Consider the following 17,584-nt stretch of genomic DNA (forward strand, 5'->3'; position numbering starts at 1 on the left):
GGCGGCCTGCGGCGTCCACGAGCCGTTCAGGCTGCTGGACGTGAACGAGCGGAAGTACCGCCCGTTGCGCCCCATCGCCTCGACGAGCATCAGGTACTGGTTCTGGCCCTGGACCTTGTAGACCTCGACGCCTTCGAACAGGTTGGCCTGCGTGTCGCTCATGATCGTCGTGTAGCTCGAGCCGAAGCTGCCGGGGAAGTTCCCGATCGGCATGCTCGCGCGGTAGATGTTGCCGAGGTCGTCGGCGAAGAACAGGTACATGTTCGTGCCGTCACCGATGAGCGTCTGGTCGATGGGGCCCGTGCCGGAGCCGGAGATGCTGCCGGTGAACAGCGTCTGCTGCGCCGACCAGCCGTTCGCGTTGGTGGGGTCGCTCGACGTCCGGTAGCTGAACGCCGTGCCGCCCCACTGGTAGGTGAGCACCCAGATGTTCTTCGGCGCGAAGTAGAAGAGCGTGGGGGCGACGGTGCCGCTGCTCATCCCGTTCTGGCTGGCAGAGGCCATGTCGGACCAGTTCGTGAAGGTCCCGAAGTTCATCGATCCCCAGGACGTCCGCGTGTCGTGCGTCGTCGCGTAGACCAGGTGCTTGCCGTTGTACATGACGTGGGTGAAGTCCTTGAGCGAGACCCACCCCTGCTTCGGGTTCGCCAGCGAGCCGGTCGACGACCAGCGGTACGTCGAGGGCAGAGAACACGTGCCGGGCGGAGTGGTCGTCGTGGTGGTGGGGCCGGGCCCTCCGCCGACGAGGACGAGCTGCCACTGCTGGTTGGTGCCGCCGGCGTCGCTGTACTGGACGACGTTGCCGCCGTCGGCGGTGGAGGCACCCTGGACCTCGACGGCCTTGTTGCTGTTGCGGTTGATCAGGCGCACGTGGCCGCCGTCGGAGTCGGCGAGGCGGAACTGCTGGTTGCCGCCGCCGTGGTCGGTCCACTGGATGATGCCGGCGCCGTCGGCGGTGGAGTTGCCGGAGACGTCGAGAACCTTGTTCGACAGCCGTGACTTCAGCCGGTAGTAGCCGCCGCCGGAGTCGACGAACTGCCACTGCTGCTGGTTGCCGTCGTTGCGGGTCCACTGGGTGATGCGGGCGCCGTCGTTCGTGGCCTGGTTGTAGACGTCGAGAGCCTTGCCGCTGTTGCGGTTGACCAGCACGTACCACGCGCTGGTGTCGACCGTCGCCGCCGACACCGGCGCCGCGGTGAACGCCGCCACCAGCCCGCCGAGCAGCACGGCGATGACGGCGGCGGCAGCGGCGTGCGGACGATGGTTCGATCCGGCCATGGGCATGCTCCTCTTCGTCGAGGTGTAGGCAAACCGCGGTACGGGCAACGTTCGAACGAACGACGATTAAGTGGGGATGTCACTGCCACGGGTGCCATTCACATGCACAAACTGTGGGGGACGATTTCCGTGCGGTCAAGACGCCCCAGAAACGTTTCGACCGGCGTTCGATCGAAATCGGGTGCATTCCGAGTTGCTAAAATCGGGGAGAATTGTTTAGCTCGGGCGGGGGCCGGTCGCCCGGCCCCCGCCCGGTTCTCACGGGGTCTTCAGAAGATCCTTCATCTCGGTGATCTCCTGCTGCTGGCCGTCGATGATCGCCTGGGCGAGCTTCTTCGCGTCAGCGTCCTCGCCCTGGTCGAGCTCGGTCCTCGCCATCTCGACGGCACCCTCGTGGTGCTTGATCATCATGTCGAGCCACTGCTCGTCGAACGCGGCGCCGGTCGCGTTCTCCAGCTTCGCCATGTCCTCGTGGCTCATCATCCCGGCCATGTCGTGGCCGGTGTGGTCCTGCTCGGCGGTGGCTCCCCACTCCTTGAGCCACCCGTTCATCCGGGTGATCTCCGGGTCCTGCGCCTTCTCGATGCGCTCGGCGAGGCCGCGGACCTTGTCGTTGCTGCTGCGGTCCGGCACGAGCTTCGCCATCTCCAGCGCCTGCTCGTGGTGCGGGACCATCTGCTGCGCGAACGCGACGTCCGCAGGGGAGTTCTCGGTGCTGCTGCAGGCGCTCAAGACGAGCATGCCGACGGCAGCCCCGATGAGGGACTTCTTCAAGGGTTTCTTCTCTCTCACGTTGGTGGACAGTGCTGAGTGGACTGAACTCAGTTCCGCAGCACGCAGAGAGATGTGAGGAGCGATCTTCCGCCCGGTGGCGGACGTTGCGGGGTGCTCGGCGGCGTTGCGGACGGGAGTGCCGCGAGCCGGGGGAGTGCCGTCCTGACCAGGAACCACGCCGTCAGCGCGACGGCCGCCGCGACCAGCACCGCGAGACACAGGTGCAGCAGGTCGTGCTCATGCGGTTCCTGCTGCTGATGGCTGGCCATGTGCTCGGCGTGCGGAGTTTCCGCGGCTGCGACATGGTGCATCCCGACGACGGCGAACACGAGCGCGCACAGCAGCACCCACTGGGTGCACCGGCGCCGCGTCATGCAGCAAACCCTACCGGGGTACGGGTTGATACCGATACCCCCTAGGGGTATGGTTTGACGCGACGTTCAAGGAGGACGAGATGAACCACGCTCCCGTGAGCCTGACCAGGCAGGCGATCTCCGCGACGCTGCACTGCCTCACCGGCTGCGCGATCGGCGAGGTGCTCGGCATGGTCATCGGCACGGCGCTGGGCTGGGGAAACCTCGCCACGATCGTGCTGGCCATCGTGCTCGCGTTCGTGTTCGGCTACTCGCTGACGATGCGCCCGGTGCTGCGCTCCGGCCTGCCGTTCAAAGCGGCCCTCGGTGTCGCGCTGGCGGCGGACACGGTGTCGATCGCGGTCATGGAGATCGTCGACAACGGGGTGATCCTGGTGGTGCCCGGCGCGATGGAGGCGGGCCTGGGGACCTGGCTGTTCTGGGCGTCGCTGGCGGTGTCGCTGGCGATCGCCTTCGTGGTCACGGTGCCGGTGAACCGCTGGATGATCGGGCGCGGCAAGGGCCACGCGGTCGTCCACCAGCACCACCACTGACGTGGAGAGGCCGGGGCGTCTCGTGACGTCCCGGCCTTCCGGTCACAGAACCAGCGAACCCGAGTCCACCGAGGTGACCCGCGTGCCCTGGCTGCTGACGCCGCCCGTCACGCGAGTGCCTTCGGTGCCGATCGACTGCTCCTTGCCGTCGGTGCCGATCGACTGGTCTTTGCCGTCGGTCCCGTACTCGATCCCGGCGTCGCGGTTGTCCACCCCGGTCACCCGCGTGCCCTGACCACTGTCATCCCCAGCGGCCGATGCCGTGCCCACTCCGAGCACGAGCGCCGCTGCCGCGAGCACCAGTACGCCCGCTGTCTTCTTGCCCACCATGTGACCTCCCCAGTTCGGTGGTGATCCCAGGATGCGCGCGGGTTCTTGCAAGAACTTTGAACCCGCAGGTCAGGCCGTTCGCGTGAACCTCATGACCCAGTTCGTCTCCCACGTCTGGCCGTCGTCGTAGGAGAACTGCTGCTGCCACACGGGTTCGTCGCCGGCCGTCCAGTCGAACCGCAGCTTCACCGCGTGCCCGCCGACCACGTCGTCGCCGAAGAACACCCCGTGCCCGTCGGTGAACCGGCCCTCGAGCGGCGGGTCGAGCTGGCCGGGAGCGCGGGTGGAGGCCCACCAGATGCGCCAGACGTCCTCGGCCGGGTCGTACTGGCGCAGCGTCATGCCCTCCCAGCCGTCGGCGCGGAGGGTGTCGATGTTGGCCGCACCGCCCAGGACCGGCCTGCAGTCGCTCGTCGCCTCGAACTCGACCCATTCGGTGCCGCGGCCCACGATGTCGGCGATCTTGCGGTTGGCCACGCGCCACCGGCCGTGAAAGAAGTCGAAATCGTTCTCACTCATGCGGAGGACGCTAAAACGCCATCACTGACAACCAATGTCAGTGATCGACTATTGACGCAAAGGTCTGGACCATTTTACCGTTCCCGGCAGTGGCCGCCGCCCTAGCCAGGAGGTCCTCGTCTTGCGACTGCTCGCCAGAGTGGTCCCGGTGTTAGCTCTGCTAGCCGGGACCGTGATAGCCGTGACCAACTCGCCCGTCGCAGCCGCAGCCCATGAGGACTGCCGGCCGGACGGCCTGTACAAGACGCCGGGCGTCGACGTGCCGTACTGCACGGTCTACGACACGAACGGCCGTGAGAACCTGGGTTCCGACAAGTCCCGCCGCGTGATCGGGTACTTCACCAGCTGGCGCACCGGCAAGAACGGCCAGCCCGGCTACCTCGCCAAGGACATCCCCTGGACCAAGGTCACGCACCTCAACTACGCGTTCGCGCACATCGACGCGCAGAACAAGATCTCGGTCGGTGCCAACGACGCCGGCAACTCCTCGATCGGCATGGAGTGGCCGGGCGTCGCGGGCGCGGAGATGGACCCGTCGCTGCCCTACAAGGGGAACTTCAACCAGCTGACGAAGTTCAAGAAGCAGTACCCGAACGTCAAGACGCTGATCTCCATCGGCGGCTGGGCGGAGACCGGCGGCTTCTTCAACGCCGACGGCACGCGCAACGCGTCGGGCGGCTTCTACCAGCTCGGCCAGTCGCAGTCCGCGATCGACACGTTCGCGGACAGCGTCGTCGGGTTCCTGCGCCAGTACGGCTTCAACGGCGCTGACATCGACTACGAGTACGCGACGTCGAACAACCACGCGGGCAACCCCGACGACTTCTGGATCTCCAACGCCAACCGCGGCAACCTGTGGACCGGTTACTCGGCGATCATGAAGACGTTGCGCGAGAAGCTCGACCGCGCGGGTGCCGCCGACGGCAAGCACTACATGCTGACCGCGGCTGTGCCGGCGTCCGGCTGGCTGCTGCGCGGCCAGGAGTCGTACCAGGTCGTCAAGTACCTCGACTACCTCAACGTCATGAGCTACGACCTGCACGGCTCGTGGAACCACTTCGTCGGCCCGAACGCGGCGCTCTACGACGACGGCAAGGACGGCGAGCTGTCTGCCGGCGGTGTGTACACGGCGCCGCAGTACGAGGGCATGGGGTACCACAACACCGACTGGGCGTACCACTACTACCGCGGTGCGATGCAGGCCGGACGCATCAACCTGGGCGTGCCGTTCTACTCGCGCGGCTGGCAGGGCGTCGACGGTGGCACGAACGGGTTGTGGGGCAAGGCCGCGTTGCCGGACCAGTCGAAGTGCCCGCCCGGCACCGGTTCCTCGGTCGGCTCGACCACGCCGTGCGGTAACGGCGCGACCGGCGTCGACAACATCTGGCACGACGTCACCGCCGGCGGCGCCGAGGTTCCGTCCGGCGTGAACCCGTTGTGGCACACCAAGAACCTCGAAGCCAAGGTCACCGGTTCGTACTCCGCGCAGTACGGCCTCGACCCGGTCAACGACCCGACCGACCGCCTCACCGGCACGTACACGCCGTACTACGACTCGACGCTGAAGTCGCCGTGGCTGTGGAACAACGACAAGAAGGTGTTCCTGTCCACCGAGACCGAGCAGTCGATCGCGGAGAAGGCCAAGTACGTGCGCGACAAGGGCCTCGGCGGCATCATGATCTGGGAGCTCGCCGGTGACTACGGGTACGACTCCGCCAAGAAGGAGTACTTCATCGGCGACACGCTGCTGTCGACGATCAACACCGGCCTGAACGGCGCCGCGCCCTACGGCAACCTGAAGGCGTCCTCGCAGCAGTCGCAGTCGCTCGCGGTCGACGTGGACGTCTACGGCTTCGCGTTGGGCGACAACAACTACCCGATCACGCCGAAGATCAAGTTCACGAACCGGTCCGCGGTCACCATCCCCGGCGGCACGAAGATCGCGTTCGACTACGGCACCAGCGCGCCCGGAGGCATGGCCGACCAGTCCGGGTTCGGGCTTCGCGTGGTGTCGAAGGGCCACAGCGGTTCCAACGTCGGTGGCCTGAAGGGCGACTTCCAGAAGGCGGAGCTGACGCTGCCGTCGTGGCAGTCGCTCGCACCGGGCGCGTCGGTGGAGATGACGGTCAGCTACCAGCTGCCGATCTCGACGCCGTCGAACTTCGTCTTCACCTTCGGCGGTCAGTCGTACGCGATCACGGCCGACTACCCGCGGATCGGTGGCGGCACCCCGCCGACCACCACGTCCACGACCACGACCACCACGACTTCCAACCCGCCCGCTTGCTCGCTGCCCGCGTGGGATCGCGAGCAGGTCTACACCGGCGGCAACGAGGTGGCGCACAAGGGTCGCAAGTGGAAGGCCCAGTGGTGGACGAAGGGCGAGGAGCCCGGCACCACCGGTGAGTGGGGCGTCTGGCGCGACCAGGGCGCGTGCTGAGTCAGTGAACTGTCAGGCGCGGGGCTTAGGCTGTTCATCGTGACCGCCCAAGACCCGCGCCTGCAGGAGCTCGTGCTGCTCCGGAAGGTGCGCGACAGGATCGACCGCGAGTACCGGGAGCCGCTCGACGTGGCGGCGCTGGCCCGTGGCGTGCACCTGTCCGCCGGCCATCTCTCGAGGGCGTTCCGGGCCGCGTTCGGCGAGTCGCCCTACAGCTACCTGATGACCCGCCGCATCGAGCGCGCGATGGCCCTGCTGCGGCGTGGCGACATGTCCGTCACCGAGGTCTGCTTCGAGGTCGGCTGCACGTCGCTCGGCACGTTCAGCACCCGCTTCTCCGAACTGGTCGGCATGTCGCCGAGCCAATACCGCAAGGTCGCGGCGGAGGACGGCCAGGGCATCCCGAACTGCCTGGCCAAGGCCGTGATGAGGCCGATCAGGAATCGAGAAGCGGCGGCCGGTCCGTCCGATTAGGTTGACCGGCATGTCAGTCATCATCGCCGCGGCGTTCCTGCCGGCAGACGACCCCGAGAAGTCCCTCGGCTTCTTCCGCGACGCCCTCGGCTTCGAGGTCCGCAAGGACGTCGGCCAGGGCACCATGCGCTGGATCACCGTGGGGCCGCCCGACCAGCCCGACACCGGCATCGTCCTGCACCCGCCCGCCGTCGACCCCGGCGTGAGCGACGAGGAGCGCCGCACGATCGCCGTGCTCATGGCCAAGGGCGTCTACACGGCGATCTCGCTCGGTTCGAAGGACCTGCAGAGCGTGTTCGACCGCGCGCAGGCCTGGGTCGCGTCATCCGGCGCGGGCGAGGTGCTGCAGGAGCCGGAGGACCAGCCGTGGGGCGTGCGGGACTGCGCGTTCCGCGACCCGGCCGGCAACCTGGTGCGCATCAACCAGCTGTGATCTCGATCCGCGCGGGCAGCGTGCTCAGCACGTTGCCCGCGCGGCCCGTTCGAGCACGACCGAGGCGAGCACGGGCCCGCCTTCCCGGCGCACCTGCTCATTTCGCGTGCCGTCCAGCCAGGTCTTGTCGTCCACGGGCCTGGCGGCCACTGTCGCCGCACGACTCTCGCGTGCAACACCTCTCCGTGTTGCCGAAGAGGATCGCGACGCCGACGCTGAGACAGCCTGTCTGCGACGCTGCTCACCACCGGAAGATCTCGGCGGCTGCCTGAGGCGAGAGCGTGCAGCCAGCGCGAGATGATCGCTTTCACTAGGCTCGCGGGCGTGTTGGGGAAGAAGCGCGGAGGCGGGCTGCCTCGCTGGGCCGGCCCGTTCTACCTGGTCGCCGGCGTGATCACGCTGGTCTGGGCGGGTGTGCTGTTCAACGACTTCCTGAACGCGCCGCAGCGGTGCCCGGACACCAGGGTGCGCTGCGGGGCGTTCCTGACCACGTCGTTGCGCCAGTACACGCTCTCCTGGGTCATTTTCGACATCGCGCTCGCGACGATGCTGGTCGTCACCGGGTGGCTGGCGTTGCGGCGGCGGGACCACGTGCAGCTGCCCGCGTCGGTGACCGGCGCGTTGCTGTTCGTGGACGCCTGGTTCGACACGATGTCCAGCCCGCGTCGTGACCGCCCGCTCGCCTGGGCCCAGGCGCTGTTCGTCGAACTCCCACTCGGGGTGTTGTGCTTCTGGCTCGCGGCGCGGGCGGAACGGGTTCGCAGGGAACGGCTCGCGGACGCGTTGCGCCGGCTCGGTGAGGACTCGGCGGAGTCGAACAATCGAATTCCGTGAGCAGCGGGTTCGATTGTTCGAACGCACAACCTTTGCGGCTCAACGGAAAGCGGGTAGCGTCGGCCTTCTCCGCCCGCCGTTTCCTGAACGCGCAAAGGGAGAATCATCGTGGTTCCGAAGTTGCTGAGGCGTGCGCTGCGCGGGTTGCTCGCCGCACCGATCATCGCCGCCTTGCTGATCACCACTGCACCGTCCGCGTCGGCGGCGCAGCTGACTCAGGTGACGAACTTCGGGCCGAACCCGTCGAACCTCCAGATGTACCTGTACGTGCCGAACAAGGTGAAACCCCGGCCCGCGGTTCTCGTGGCGTCGCACTACTGCACGGGTTCCGGCCCGGCTTTCTACACCAACACCGAGTTCGCGCGACTGGCCGACAGGTACGGGTTCATCGTCGTCTACCCGTCGGTGACGCGGGCCAGCAAGTGCTTCGACGTGGCGTCCCCGCAGACGCTGCGGCACGGCGGCGGCAGCGACTCCCTCGGGATCGTGTCGATGGTGCGCCATGTCCTGCAGCGCAACAACGCCGACCCGAACCGCGTGTACGCGACGGGCCACTCGTCCGGCGCGATGATGACCAACGTGCTGCTCGGCGCCTACCCCGACGTGTTCAGGGGAGGCGCCGCGTTCGCCGGGGTGCCGTTCGCCTGCTTCGCCACGACCAACGGCTCGGAGTGGAACTCGCAGTGCGCCAACGGTCAGCTCGTCAAGACGCCGCAGCAGTGGGGCGATCTGGTGCGCCGCGCGTTCCCCGGCTACACCGGGCCGAAGCCGCGGATGCAGCTGTGGCACGGCACCAACGACGACACGTTGCGCTACCCGAACTTCGGCGAGGCGATCAAGCAGTGGACGAACGTGGCCGGCATCGGCCAGACGCCGACCTCCACCGACCGCCCGCAGCCGAACTGGGTGCGCACGCGGTACAACCTCGGTGGCGCGGTGCAGGTCGAGGGCATCAGCGTGCAGAACGGGTCGCACAACTTCGTGGTCGCCGGAATGGCCCAGTACGCGGTCGACTTCCTCGGACTGTCCCGTTAGGACGTAACGGACCACCCGGAAGGACCGAACGAGTGCACAGCAAACTGCTCGTCACCATCGCGTTGGTCGCGGCAAGCGTCGCCGGCGCCGGCCCGGCCCAGGCCGCCGCCTGCACCGGCTACGTCGGGCTCACGTTCGACGACGGCCCGTCGGCCAAGACCCAGACCCTGCTCGCCGCGCTCAGGCAGCACGGCCTGCGCGCCACCATGTTCAACGAGGGTCAGTTCGCCGCGGCCTCACCGGCGCTGGTCCGGGCCGAGGTCAGCGCCGGCATGTGGGTCGGCAACCACAGCTACACGCACCCGCACCTGACCCAGCTGAGCCGGGCCCAGATCGAACCGGAGATCGCCCGCACCCAGCAGGCCGTCGCCGCGGCCGGTGGTGGCACGCCGAAGCTGTTCCGCCCGCCGTTCGGGGAAACCAACTCGACCGTGCGGTCCGTCGAGGCCCAGTACGGGCTGCGCGAGATCCTCTGGGACGTCGACTCGGGTGACTGGAACAACGCGAGCGTCGACGCGATCGTGCGCGCCAACGGCAGGCTCACCAACGGTCAGGTCGTCCTGATGCACGACGGGCCGGCGAACACGATCGCCGCGATACCCGGTATCGCGAGAGGGTTGGCGAGCCGTGGGCTTTGTGCGGGCATGATCTCACCGCAGACCGGGCGGGCGGTGGCACCAAACTGAGCGCGGCCGGCCTCGAACCGGGGATTCGGCGCCTGCACCCGATCGGCGCAGTCCAGTGTGGACAGAAGGTCGGCTCACGTGCGTTCGCGTCTTCGTGCCGCCATACCTGCTCAACCCGGACGGTTCGCGCGAACCCCGCCCGGTGATCACCACCGCACCTACCGCCGCCGCACACGGAGCCACGATCACCGTCGGTACGGACAAGGCGGTGAAGGGGTTCGTGCTGGTGCGGATCGGCGCCACGACCCACTCGGCGGACAACGACCAGCGCCGGATTCCGTTGTCGTCCAACGCAGTCTCGCCCACGTCGAACCGAGTGGTGATCCCGTCCGATCCGGGCACCGCGCCGCCGGGCAGCTGTCTGCTGTTCGCTCTCGACGGCGTGGGCACGCCCAGCGTCGCGGCCACGATCGGAGTCGATACAGGCCCTAGTTCGCCAGTCGCAGTACGGTGGTCACAGTGGACAGTTCATCCGACCGCAAGGAGACCTCGTGGCCACCGGCAAGATCCTGACCATCGTGACGAACGCGGGCGAGTACGAGGCGGTCGGTTATCGCACCGGGCTGTGGCTGGGCGAGCTCACCCACTTCTACGACCACGTCACCGGCGAGGGCTTCGGCGTGGACATCGCCAGTCCACAGGGCGGACACGTGCCGATCGACCCGGAAAGCCTCAGCCGCACGGTTCTCGACGATCTGGGGACCGGCGAGCGCTACCGCGACCGCGAGTTCATGAACTTGCTGGAGAACACGAGGAAGGTGGCCGAGATCGACGTCGAGGAGTACGACGCGATCTACTTCACCGGCGGACACGGCGTGATGTTCGACTTCCGCTCCGACGAGCTCGGCGCGGTGACCGCGAAGTTCTACGACAGCGGCCGGATCGTCGCCTCGGTGTGCCACGGTGCCGCGGGCCTGCTCAACGTTCCTCTCCGCAACGGTGATCCGCTGGTCAAGGGCAAGAACGTCACCGGCTTCTCCTGGCGGGAGGAAGAGCTCGCCCAGCGTGCCGACGCGGTCCCGTTCAGCCTGCAGGACGAGCTGACGGCGCTCGGTGCGAACTACAGCGTCGCGGACAAGCCGTTCGAGTCCTATGTTGTCGAGGACGGTCGCCTGATCACCGGCCAGAACCCCGGTAGCGCCCGTGCGGTGGCCGAGGCCGTGGTCAAGGCCCTGCGCGGCTGACCGGCGGGTCGAAGAGCTCGTCGAACCGGGTGCCGAGCCGGACGCGCAACCCGTCGAGCTCGTGCCGGATGGTGGTGTTGAGCGACGCGGTCACCGCGGGCATGACCGGCCTGGCGATGTGCACGGCGGTGTCGAGGTCCCCGCGGCACGCTTCGCTGTCGGCGAGACGCAGTGTCAGCACGAGCCGGCTGCCGTGCATCCGGGACGGCACGTTCGACAGCGAAGTCGCCGCGAACGCCGCCGCGCGGCCGGCCATCTCCCGGTCTCCGGTCGCCTTCGCGAGGTCGCGCAGACCTGCTGCCAGGTGTGAGGCCGTGAACGTCTCGCCCTCCACTCCGGTCAGCCACGGCGCCTCGATGCGGTCCCGGTCGCCGAGTCGTTCGGCGCCACGCCGCGCGGAGTGTGTCAGGGCGGCGAACTCGCGATGGTCGCCGAGCAGGGCCCACGCACGCGCCTGGCCGAGTTGCGCGTGCACGGCGGTCCACCGGCGGCTGCCGTCCACCGCCGCGGCGGCCCGGGAGTACTCGAGCGCCGTCAGGCCGTCGCCCTCGATCATCGCGATCACACTCATCCTGCCCAGCGACTCGCAGGCGGTCGCCAGACCGTCGGACGCCAGCGCCCACTCCACACCGCGCTGCAGCCACGTCATGGCGATGCCGTGCTGGCCTCGTTTGACCCGCATCCACCCGGCCAGGTCGGCGTAGCGGGCGGCCAGCTGCAGCAGGCCGCCGGCGTGATCACCGCGTGCCTTCGGGACCACGGTCATGAGCGTGCGCAAGGCCTGCTCGACGGTCTGGGCGAGGTCACCGCCGACCGCGCGGATGTCGGCCTCGATGTAGGTCGTCAGCAGTGCCGTGAAACCGTGCAGCGTCTCGGTTCCCACGGTGCGGCCGGCCACACCTGGCACGTCGGCGAGTCCGGCGGGCACCGGAGCCGCGCAGCCGTCGGAGCCGTGGGACGGGCAGGTGACGCCGTACGCGGGCAGCTGGACCTCTCCCGCCGGCGAGGCCCGCGGTGAGTCGCCGGCATGCGGTGCGCGCGGCACCGGGACCGTGGCGGTCGCGGTGACGATGCCGAGGTCGGTGCGCTGCCGGGCGCGGACCCTGGTGGCCGCGGCGAGCAGCGCGCCACCGGCGCCCAGCACGTCGTCCGCCTTGCTCGCGAACGCGATGCGCGGCTCGCGGGTACCGCTCTCGATCTTGGAGACGTAGGTGTGGTGGTAGCCGAGGCGCGCGGCGAGCTGGACCTGGGTCAGGCCCGCCTGTTCGCGCAACCGGCGCAGTTCCCGCCCGAACTCGTCCCCGCCTGACGTCGTCGTCATCGCCGGCACCCCCGCGCTCATCTCGTTCGGGCGAACGCTAACGGCAAACGGGGTTGTCGGTGACATTGCTCGAATCGAATTCGACGATTTTGACATTTCTTGACAGTGCGTCGCGAAAACGCCCTCGTGCCTTCGTGCGCTCATACGGTGATCTCCACCCTGCACCCTTGCTGAGGAGATCCACGCGATGAACGCACGCGCAGGTGTCCGGCGCCTCATCGGATTCGCCGCGATCTGGCCGCTGGTGGCAGCCGCTCTGGCGGGCACCGCCCACCCCGCCGCCGCGGCCGACGTTCCGCCGAACCCCTTGCAGAAGCCGGGGTGGACCCTCGACCGGCACGACGAGTTCACCGGTGCGCTGGACCCGAACCTGTGGATCACCAACTACCTGGAGTCGCGGACGCCGGAGTGGCGGTCGCGGGCGCGGTACGGGTTCCGCAACGACGCTCTCGTGCTGCGCATCGACAACGACCAGCCGACGTACTACGCCAACGGCGACAAGATGAAGGTCTCCAGTATCCAAACTGGACAGCGGACGGGGTTGCACAAGGGTTCGCCGCAGGATCACACGATTCCGACGGTCTGGAAGTACGCGCCGAAGTACGGCTACTTCGAGATCCGGGGCCGGACGTCGGCGCGCAGTGGTCTGCACGCCGCGTTCTGGACGGTGGGCAAGCAGGACACCCCGCAGCAGAGCGCCGAGATCGACGTCATGGAGCACCCCGGGCGGACGCCGCGGAACTTCAACTACAACCTGTTCAAGTGGAACGACCCGAACATCCAGCAGAACACCCAGTCCGTCGGGGTCGGCTTCGACCTCGCGGGCGGCATGCACATCTACGCGCTGGAGTGGACGCCCACCCAGATCAAGCTCTACGTTGACAACAAGCTGACCAGGACGGTGAACCAGTCGCCTGCCTACGCGTCGGGCTTCCTGCTGGGCATCTACGAGAACGCCGGGTGGACCGGCGACGTCGACCCCAACGATCCGCGCCCGAAGGAGTTCGTCGTGGACTACTTCCGCGCGTACCGCAGGTAATGCTCAGTACGCGACGGTGATGCGGCGCCGGATCGCCTGACTCTGCTCGAGCTCGTCCACCAGGGCCGGCGCGTAGTCCTCGGCGCTGATGAAGCTGGTGCCGTCGGCGGCGGTCAGCATCTTGTCGCCGCCAAGTCGGAACGTGCCGGTGCGCTCGCCGGGAGCGATCTCGTCGGCGGGGGAGATGTAGGTCCAGTCGAGGTCGGGCACCTCGTCGCGGCCCGGACGTGGCCTGCAGGCTGCCCGCGCCGCCGACGACGACCAGCCTGCGCACGCCCGCGGTGCGGACGCCCTCGATCACCGACCGGTAGGTGGCCGGCAACGCGGGCGCGGGGTCGGTGCCGTCGCGGGGAGGGGAGATCGCGGAGACCACCGCGTCGTGCCCGGTCGCGAACTCGGTCACCTGCGTGGGCACCGAGGCGTCCAGCGCCGTGGCCGACAGCACGGGGTCGGCGGGCAGGGCGTCCGCGTTGCCGGAGCGGGTCGCGGCGGTGACCTGGTGGCCGCGGCGCAGCGCCTCGGCGGCGACGCGCGAGCCGATCATGCCGGTGGCTCCGATGAGCAGGATCTTCAGGGTTGTTCTCCGTTCGTGGGTGTCACCGGACCGCGCGACGAGTGGGCCAGCAGCTTCGTGACCAGTTCGCGCAGGATCAGCCGCTCGACCGTGGTGAGCGGCTCCAGCAGTGCCGCGTTGATCTGGGGTACATGCGCTTCGAGTGCTCGCCGCAGCAGTTCACGGCCGTGTGCGGTGGGTTCCAGCAGTGCCGCGCGGCGGTCGTCCGGGTGCGGATGGCGGGTCAGCAAGCCTGCCTCCTCCATGCGGGCGATCAGGCGGGTCAGACCGCCGGAGGTGAACGACAGGTCCTCCGCCAGGCGGGCGCTGGTCGTCCTGCCCTCCGGGTGCCTGGCCAGCCTCAGCAGCACCTCGAACTCGGAGCCGCCGAGGCCCGACGCCTCCCGGATGAGCTGCTCCGCCCGTCCGCCCACCGCGTCGGTGAGCCGCAGGACGTCCCCGTACAGCACGACCGCCTCGTCATGGAGATGCTCGTCCGTCATAAACCTGACTGTACAGCAATACTGACGAGCTGTGATGAGCCGAAACACGCCTGCATTGCTCCAAATGGACGCCAAATATAGCTGACAAGACAGCTAAATTGGTCAGTGTCGAAGCCTGACGAAGGGAGCTCTGGCATGACGGTCGGTCGACGTGGACTGCTCGCGGGTGGCGCGCTCGCGGCGGCGGGGATGCTCGCCGGCAGGGGAAGTGGCGAGGCCGCGCCCTCGGGTCCTGTGGTGCGTGAGGAAACCAAGAGCCTGGATCAGCTCCACCGGGAGGCGAAGGCCGAGGGCGGCACTCTCGTCGTCTACGCGGGCGGTGACACCGCGACTCAGCAGGACGGCAACAAAGCCGCCTTCGAGAAGACGTTTCCCGGCATCACCGTGAAGATGGTCGTGGACTACAGCAAGTTCCACGACGCCCGCCTCGACACCCAGCTGGCCACCGGCACGCTGGTGCCCGACGTCGTCCAGCTGCAGACGCTCCAGGACTTCCCGCGGTGGAAGGCCGAAGGCGCGCTGCTGCCCTACAAGCCGGCCGGGTTCTCCCGGATCCACCCCGCCTTCAAGGACTCCGACGGCGCCTGGACCGGCATCTTCGTCGACGCCTTCTCGATCATCCACAACACCGGCCAGACCGGTTCGGCCCCGCCCACGACCGCGGCGGACCTCCTCGACCCGCGGTGGAAGGGGCGGATCGTCTCGACGTTCCCCAACGACGACGACGCAGTGCTGTTCCTCTACAAGCTGATCGTCGACAGGTACGGCTGGGACTGGCTGGCGAGGTTCGTCGCGCAGGACGTGGCCTGGGTGCGCGGCACGCAGGAACCGGCGGACCGGGTGGAGGCGGGCACCGCGGCCGTCGCGCTGGGCACCGACGGCGCGCTCGTGCCCGGTGCCGGGACGAACACCCGGTTCGTGGTGCCGGCCACGGATCCGTTCATGGCCTGGGCTCAACGTGCCGCGATTCTCAAGGGCGCCAAGCATCCCGCGGCGGCGAAGCTGTACCTGAACTGGTGGCTGTCCGAGCAGACCCAGTCGGACTTCTACATGTGGCCGGTCCGCACGGATGTCGCGCCGCCCCAGGGTTACCGCCCGATCTGGGAGTACCGCAACGCGAACTTCGCGGGCTTCGAACGGTTCATGGGCGACCGGCGTCTGGTCGAGGCCTTCCGCCAGCAGCTGACGTTGTACGTCGGCGAGGTCCACGGCGCGCCGTCGCCGGGCTGGCTGGGTCTGCACCCCGGCCGGTGAGCACGGCCCTTGACAGTTGTTGACGGTACGTGCCGCGAGCGCCCTCGCGCATTCGTCCGCTTCTACGGTGACCTCAGCGACAACGTTGTCCCGAAAGGAAGTGCTCGAATGCAGCCAACGGGGATGTTCGCCCACCGGTTTCGCGTCGTTCTCGCCACGGCCGCTCTCGCGCTCGCCGCCGTGATCGTCCAGGCCTCGCCCGCTCAGGCGGCCAAGACGTGCAACTCGGGCGGGTCGTACGACATGGGCAAGTACTGGATCAGCAACAACCTCTGGGGTGCCGGTTCCGGCTCCGGCTGGCAGTGCATCTGGAACAACTCGCAGTCCGGCAACAACATCAGCTGGGGCACCAACTACAGCTGGTCCGGCTCGGGCAACTCGGTCAAGTCCTACGACGCGGCCATCCTCGGGTGGCACTGGGGCTGGCGCCGCACCGGCACCGGTCTGCCGGTGCAGCTCTCCGCCAACAAGAACGTCAACACCGGCTTCACCTACAACGTGCGGCACAGCGGCGGCGCCATGAACGTCTCCTACGACATGTGGCTGCACCCGATGTCCAACCCCGGCGGCGGCACCACTCCGAGCGACGAGGTGATGATCTGGACGTACCGGGCCGGCGGCGCCGGCCCGGCGGGCACCCTCCAGGCGACCGTGAACGTCGCGGGCACCAGCTGGGACCTGTACCGCGGCCGGATCGGCGGCTCGACGGGCTGGAACGTCTACTCGTTCGTGCGCAAGGCGAACACCAGCTCGGCCACGTTCAACGCGCGCGACTTCCTGAACCACCTCGTCGGGCGCGGCTGGATGAGCAGTTCGAAGTACCTCACCAGCGTGCAGGCGGGCACGGAGGTCTTCACCGGCAGCGGGCAGCTGGACGTCACGAACTTCTACGCCAACGTGGGTTGAGCACTTCAGCGGCGTTGGTGGTCGACAGGGTGCCGCGGACCCGCCCTCTGCTCGCTTTGACAGTTGTTGACAGTGCGCCGCGCGATACCTCAGGTGGTGTGATCTTGGCGATTCGTCGGTCGAACAGAACGGTCAGAGGGCTGGCACTGGTCCTCGGCTGCGTGCTCGTGGCGGGAGTGTGCGGTCCACAAGGGACAGCACAGTCCGCACCGGCGCAGCAGGTGCAGGCCGCAGGGCGGGCAACGGACTTCACCGACGCGTGGAAGTTCCTGCTGGTGAACAAGACAGGGGCGGACGCGCCGCTGCCGGGCGCGAACGACCCGGCTTGGCGGGACACGCGGCTGCCGCACGACTGGAGCATCGGCTTCGACCCCGCGCAGGGACCGAACACCAACCCCGGCACGGGTTTCCTGCCCGGCGGTCTCGGTTGGTACCGCAAGACCTTCACACTGCCGTCGTCGATGGCGGGCAAGAAGGTGTCGATCGAGTTCGACGGCGTCTACATGGACTCCGAGGTGTATCTCAACGGCACCTTCCTCGGTCGTCACCGCTACGGCTACACGGGTTTCTCGTTCGACCTGAGCCCGCGCGCACACACCGACGGCACCCCGAACGTGCTCGCGGTCAAGGTGCGCAACCAGACGCCGAGCAGCCGGTGGTACTCCGGCAGCGGCATCTACCGCGACGTCAGGCTGGTCGTCACCGAGCCGACGCGCATCACGCGCCAGGGCGTGCAGGTGACCACGCCCAACCTGGCGACCACGATCAAGTCCGGTTACGCCACGATGCGCGTGGCCACCACCGCGGTGAGCGACGGCGGCGCCCAGGCGGAGATCGTCTCCACGGTCAAGGACGCGCGCGGACAGGTCGTCGGCACGGGCACCGCACGCGCCGCCCTGACCGTGCAGCCGAGCACCACGACCACCGAGGTGCGGATCGACCGGCCGGTCCTGTGGTCGGTGGACCAGCCGCATCTGTACACAGTGGACACCGAGGTCAGGGTGAACGGCAAGGCCGTCGATGCGGTCAGCACGCGCACGGGCGTCCGTTACTTCGCGTTCGACCCGGACAACGGCTTCTCGCTCAACGGTGTGGAGATGAAGCTCAAGGGCGT

At 68.2% G+C, this 17,584-nt stretch carries 21 protein-coding genes and 2 pseudogenes; 13 read left to right on the forward strand and 10 right to left on the reverse strand.

The window, feature by feature from the left end; translation table 11 throughout:
* The 3 genes from UK23_RS43340 to UK23_RS43350 all read right to left on the reverse strand — a co-directional run.
* Positions 1-1,278: non-reducing end alpha-L-arabinofuranosidase family hydrolase (locus UK23_RS43340; protein WP_156213812.1), on the reverse strand; the 1,278-nt coding region annotated here is incomplete at its 3' end.
* A 258-nt stretch (positions 1,279-1,536) separates the two neighbouring features.
* Entirely contained in the window at positions 1,537-2,052 is a 516-nt protein-coding gene (locus tag UK23_RS43345) for a DUF305 domain-containing protein (RefSeq protein ID WP_419503926.1), read from the reverse strand.
* A 47-nt stretch (positions 2,053-2,099) separates the two neighbouring features.
* The gene (locus UK23_RS43350) at positions 2,100-2,426 is read right to left on the reverse strand and encodes a hypothetical protein (protein ID WP_082115449.1); all 327 of its coding nucleotides are present in this window, start codon (positions 2,424-2,426) and stop codon (positions 2,100-2,102) included.
* Between the two features lie 80 nt (positions 2,427-2,506).
* On the opposite strand from UK23_RS43350, the gene UK23_RS43355 reads away from it, so the two are divergent.
* Positions 2,507-2,959, forward strand: a complete 453-nt coding sequence (locus UK23_RS43355) for a DUF4396 domain-containing protein (protein WP_045317660.1) — start codon at positions 2,507-2,509, stop codon at positions 2,957-2,959.
* Between the two features lie 42 nt (positions 2,960-3,001).
* Here UK23_RS43355 and UK23_RS43360 read toward each other — a convergent pair whose 3' ends face one another.
* On the reverse strand, positions 3,002-3,289 hold the full coding sequence (locus UK23_RS43360; RefSeq protein ID WP_045317661.1) for a hypothetical protein: 288 nt from the start codon (positions 3,287-3,289) through the stop codon (positions 3,002-3,004).
* Positions 3,290-3,358: 69 nt separating this feature from the next.
* Complete coding sequence (locus UK23_RS43365) at positions 3,359-3,808, reverse strand: hypothetical protein (protein ID WP_045317662.1); 450 nt, start codon at positions 3,806-3,808, stop codon at positions 3,359-3,361.
* Positions 3,809-3,989: 181 nt separating this feature from the next.
* Between UK23_RS43365 and UK23_RS43370 the strand changes: the two genes are divergently transcribed.
* The 3 genes from UK23_RS43370 to UK23_RS43380 are packed head-to-tail and all read left to right on the forward strand — an operon-like array spanning position 3,990 to position 7,155.
* On the forward strand, positions 3,990-6,248 hold the full coding sequence (locus UK23_RS43370; protein WP_419503927.1) for a glycosyl hydrolase family 18 protein: 2,259 nt from the start codon (positions 3,990-3,992) through the stop codon (positions 6,246-6,248).
* A 39-nt stretch (positions 6,249-6,287) separates the two neighbouring features.
* Positions 6,288-6,722, forward strand: a complete 435-nt coding sequence (locus UK23_RS43375; protein ID WP_231114948.1) for a helix-turn-helix transcriptional regulator — start codon at positions 6,288-6,290, stop codon at positions 6,720-6,722.
* Between the two features lie 10 nt (positions 6,723-6,732).
* Complete coding sequence (locus UK23_RS43380; protein WP_156213813.1) at positions 6,733-7,155, forward strand: VOC family protein; 423 nt, start codon at positions 6,733-6,735, stop codon at positions 7,153-7,155.
* 24 nt (positions 7,156-7,179) lie between these two features.
* On the opposite strand, the gene UK23_RS54725 is transcribed toward UK23_RS43380, so the two are convergent.
* On the reverse strand, positions 7,180-7,305 hold the full coding sequence (locus UK23_RS54725) for a hypothetical protein (protein WP_269112341.1): 126 nt from the start codon (positions 7,303-7,305) through the stop codon (positions 7,180-7,182).
* Positions 7,306-7,452: 147 nt separating this feature from the next.
* Here UK23_RS54725 and UK23_RS49460 point away from each other — a divergent pair, with 147 nt between their 5' ends.
* The 5 genes and pseudogenes from UK23_RS49460 to UK23_RS43400 all read left to right on the forward strand — a co-directional run bounded on the left by UK23_RS49460 (position 7,453) and on the right by UK23_RS43400 (position 10,894).
* Positions 7,453-7,989: a hypothetical protein gene (locus UK23_RS49460; protein WP_156213814.1), complete on the forward strand. Its 537-nt coding sequence runs from the start codon at positions 7,453-7,455 to the stop codon at positions 7,987-7,989.
* Positions 7,990-8,097: 108 nt separating this feature from the next.
* Positions 8,098-9,024: an alpha/beta hydrolase family esterase gene (locus UK23_RS43390; protein WP_045317666.1), complete on the forward strand. Its 927-nt coding sequence runs from the start codon at positions 8,098-8,100 to the stop codon at positions 9,022-9,024.
* A gap of 32 nt (positions 9,025-9,056) precedes the next feature.
* On the forward strand, positions 9,057-9,710 hold the full coding sequence (locus UK23_RS43395) for a polysaccharide deacetylase family protein (protein ID WP_045317667.1): 654 nt from the start codon (positions 9,057-9,059) through the stop codon (positions 9,708-9,710).
* A gap of 142 nt (positions 9,711-9,852) precedes the next feature.
* A pseudogene (locus tag UK23_RS55215) lies at positions 9,853-10,113 on the forward strand (galactose oxidase early set domain-containing protein); the annotation flags it as partial.
* An 88-nt stretch (positions 10,114-10,201) separates the two neighbouring features.
* Positions 10,202-10,894 (forward strand): type 1 glutamine amidotransferase domain-containing protein, encoded by a 693-nt coding sequence (locus UK23_RS43400; RefSeq protein WP_045317668.1) that lies wholly within the window; start codon positions 10,202-10,204, stop codon positions 10,892-10,894.
* On the opposite strand, the gene UK23_RS43405 is transcribed toward UK23_RS43400, so the two are convergent.
* A complete protein-coding gene (locus UK23_RS43405; RefSeq protein WP_196778142.1) occupies positions 10,875-12,215 on the reverse strand; it encodes a helix-turn-helix domain-containing protein in 1,341 nt (446 codons plus the stop codon). The two genes, UK23_RS43400 and UK23_RS43405, sit on opposite strands and share 20 nt — an antisense overlap.
* Positions 12,216-12,402: 187 nt before the next feature.
* Here UK23_RS43405 and UK23_RS43410 point away from each other — a divergent pair, with 187 nt between their 5' ends.
* Positions 12,403-13,254 carry a glycoside hydrolase family 16 protein gene (locus tag UK23_RS43410; RefSeq protein ID WP_045317670.1) on the forward strand — a complete coding sequence of 284 codons (852 nt, stop codon included), beginning with the start codon at positions 12,403-12,405 and terminating at the stop codon, positions 13,252-13,254.
* Positions 13,255-13,257: 3 nt separating this feature from the next.
* On the opposite strand, the gene UK23_RS53330 is transcribed toward UK23_RS43410, so the two are convergent.
* The 3 genes and pseudogenes from UK23_RS53330 to UK23_RS43420 form a co-directional block, all read right to left on the reverse strand.
* The gene (locus tag UK23_RS53330; protein WP_196778145.1) at positions 13,258-13,464 is read right to left on the reverse strand and encodes a hypothetical protein; all 207 of its coding nucleotides are present in this window, start codon (positions 13,462-13,464) and stop codon (positions 13,258-13,260) included.
* Between the two features lie 67 nt (positions 13,465-13,531).
* A pseudogene (locus UK23_RS55220) lies at positions 13,532-13,798 on the reverse strand (NAD(P)H-binding protein); the annotation flags it as partial.
* Positions 13,799-13,824: 26 nt separating this feature from the next.
* Positions 13,825-14,310 carry a MarR family winged helix-turn-helix transcriptional regulator gene (locus tag UK23_RS43420; RefSeq protein WP_045317671.1) on the reverse strand — a complete coding sequence of 162 codons (486 nt, stop codon included), beginning with the start codon at positions 14,308-14,310 and terminating at the stop codon, positions 13,825-13,827.
* 135 nt (positions 14,311-14,445) lie between these two features.
* Here UK23_RS43420 and UK23_RS43425 point away from each other — a divergent pair, with 135 nt between their 5' ends.
* From UK23_RS43425 to UK23_RS52315, 3 genes are all read left to right on the forward strand, one after another.
* Positions 14,446-15,564, forward strand: coding sequence for an ABC transporter substrate-binding protein (locus UK23_RS43425; RefSeq protein WP_082115452.1), 1,119 nt, complete (start codon positions 14,446-14,448; stop codon positions 15,562-15,564).
* A 108-nt stretch (positions 15,565-15,672) separates the two neighbouring features.
* A complete protein-coding gene (locus UK23_RS43430) occupies positions 15,673-16,470 on the forward strand; it encodes a GH12 family glycosyl hydrolase domain-containing protein (RefSeq protein WP_045317672.1) in 798 nt (265 codons plus the stop codon).
* 104 nt (positions 16,471-16,574) lie between these two features.
* A partial coding sequence (locus tag UK23_RS52315) for a glycoside hydrolase family 2 protein (protein ID WP_196778143.1) occupies positions 16,575-17,584 on the forward strand: 1,010 nt, incomplete at its 3' end.

This window comes from Lentzea aerocolonigenes (assembly GCF_000955955.1).
Taxonomy (GTDB): Bacteria; Actinomycetota; Actinomycetes; order Mycobacteriales; family Pseudonocardiaceae; genus Lentzea; species Lentzea aerocolonigenes_A.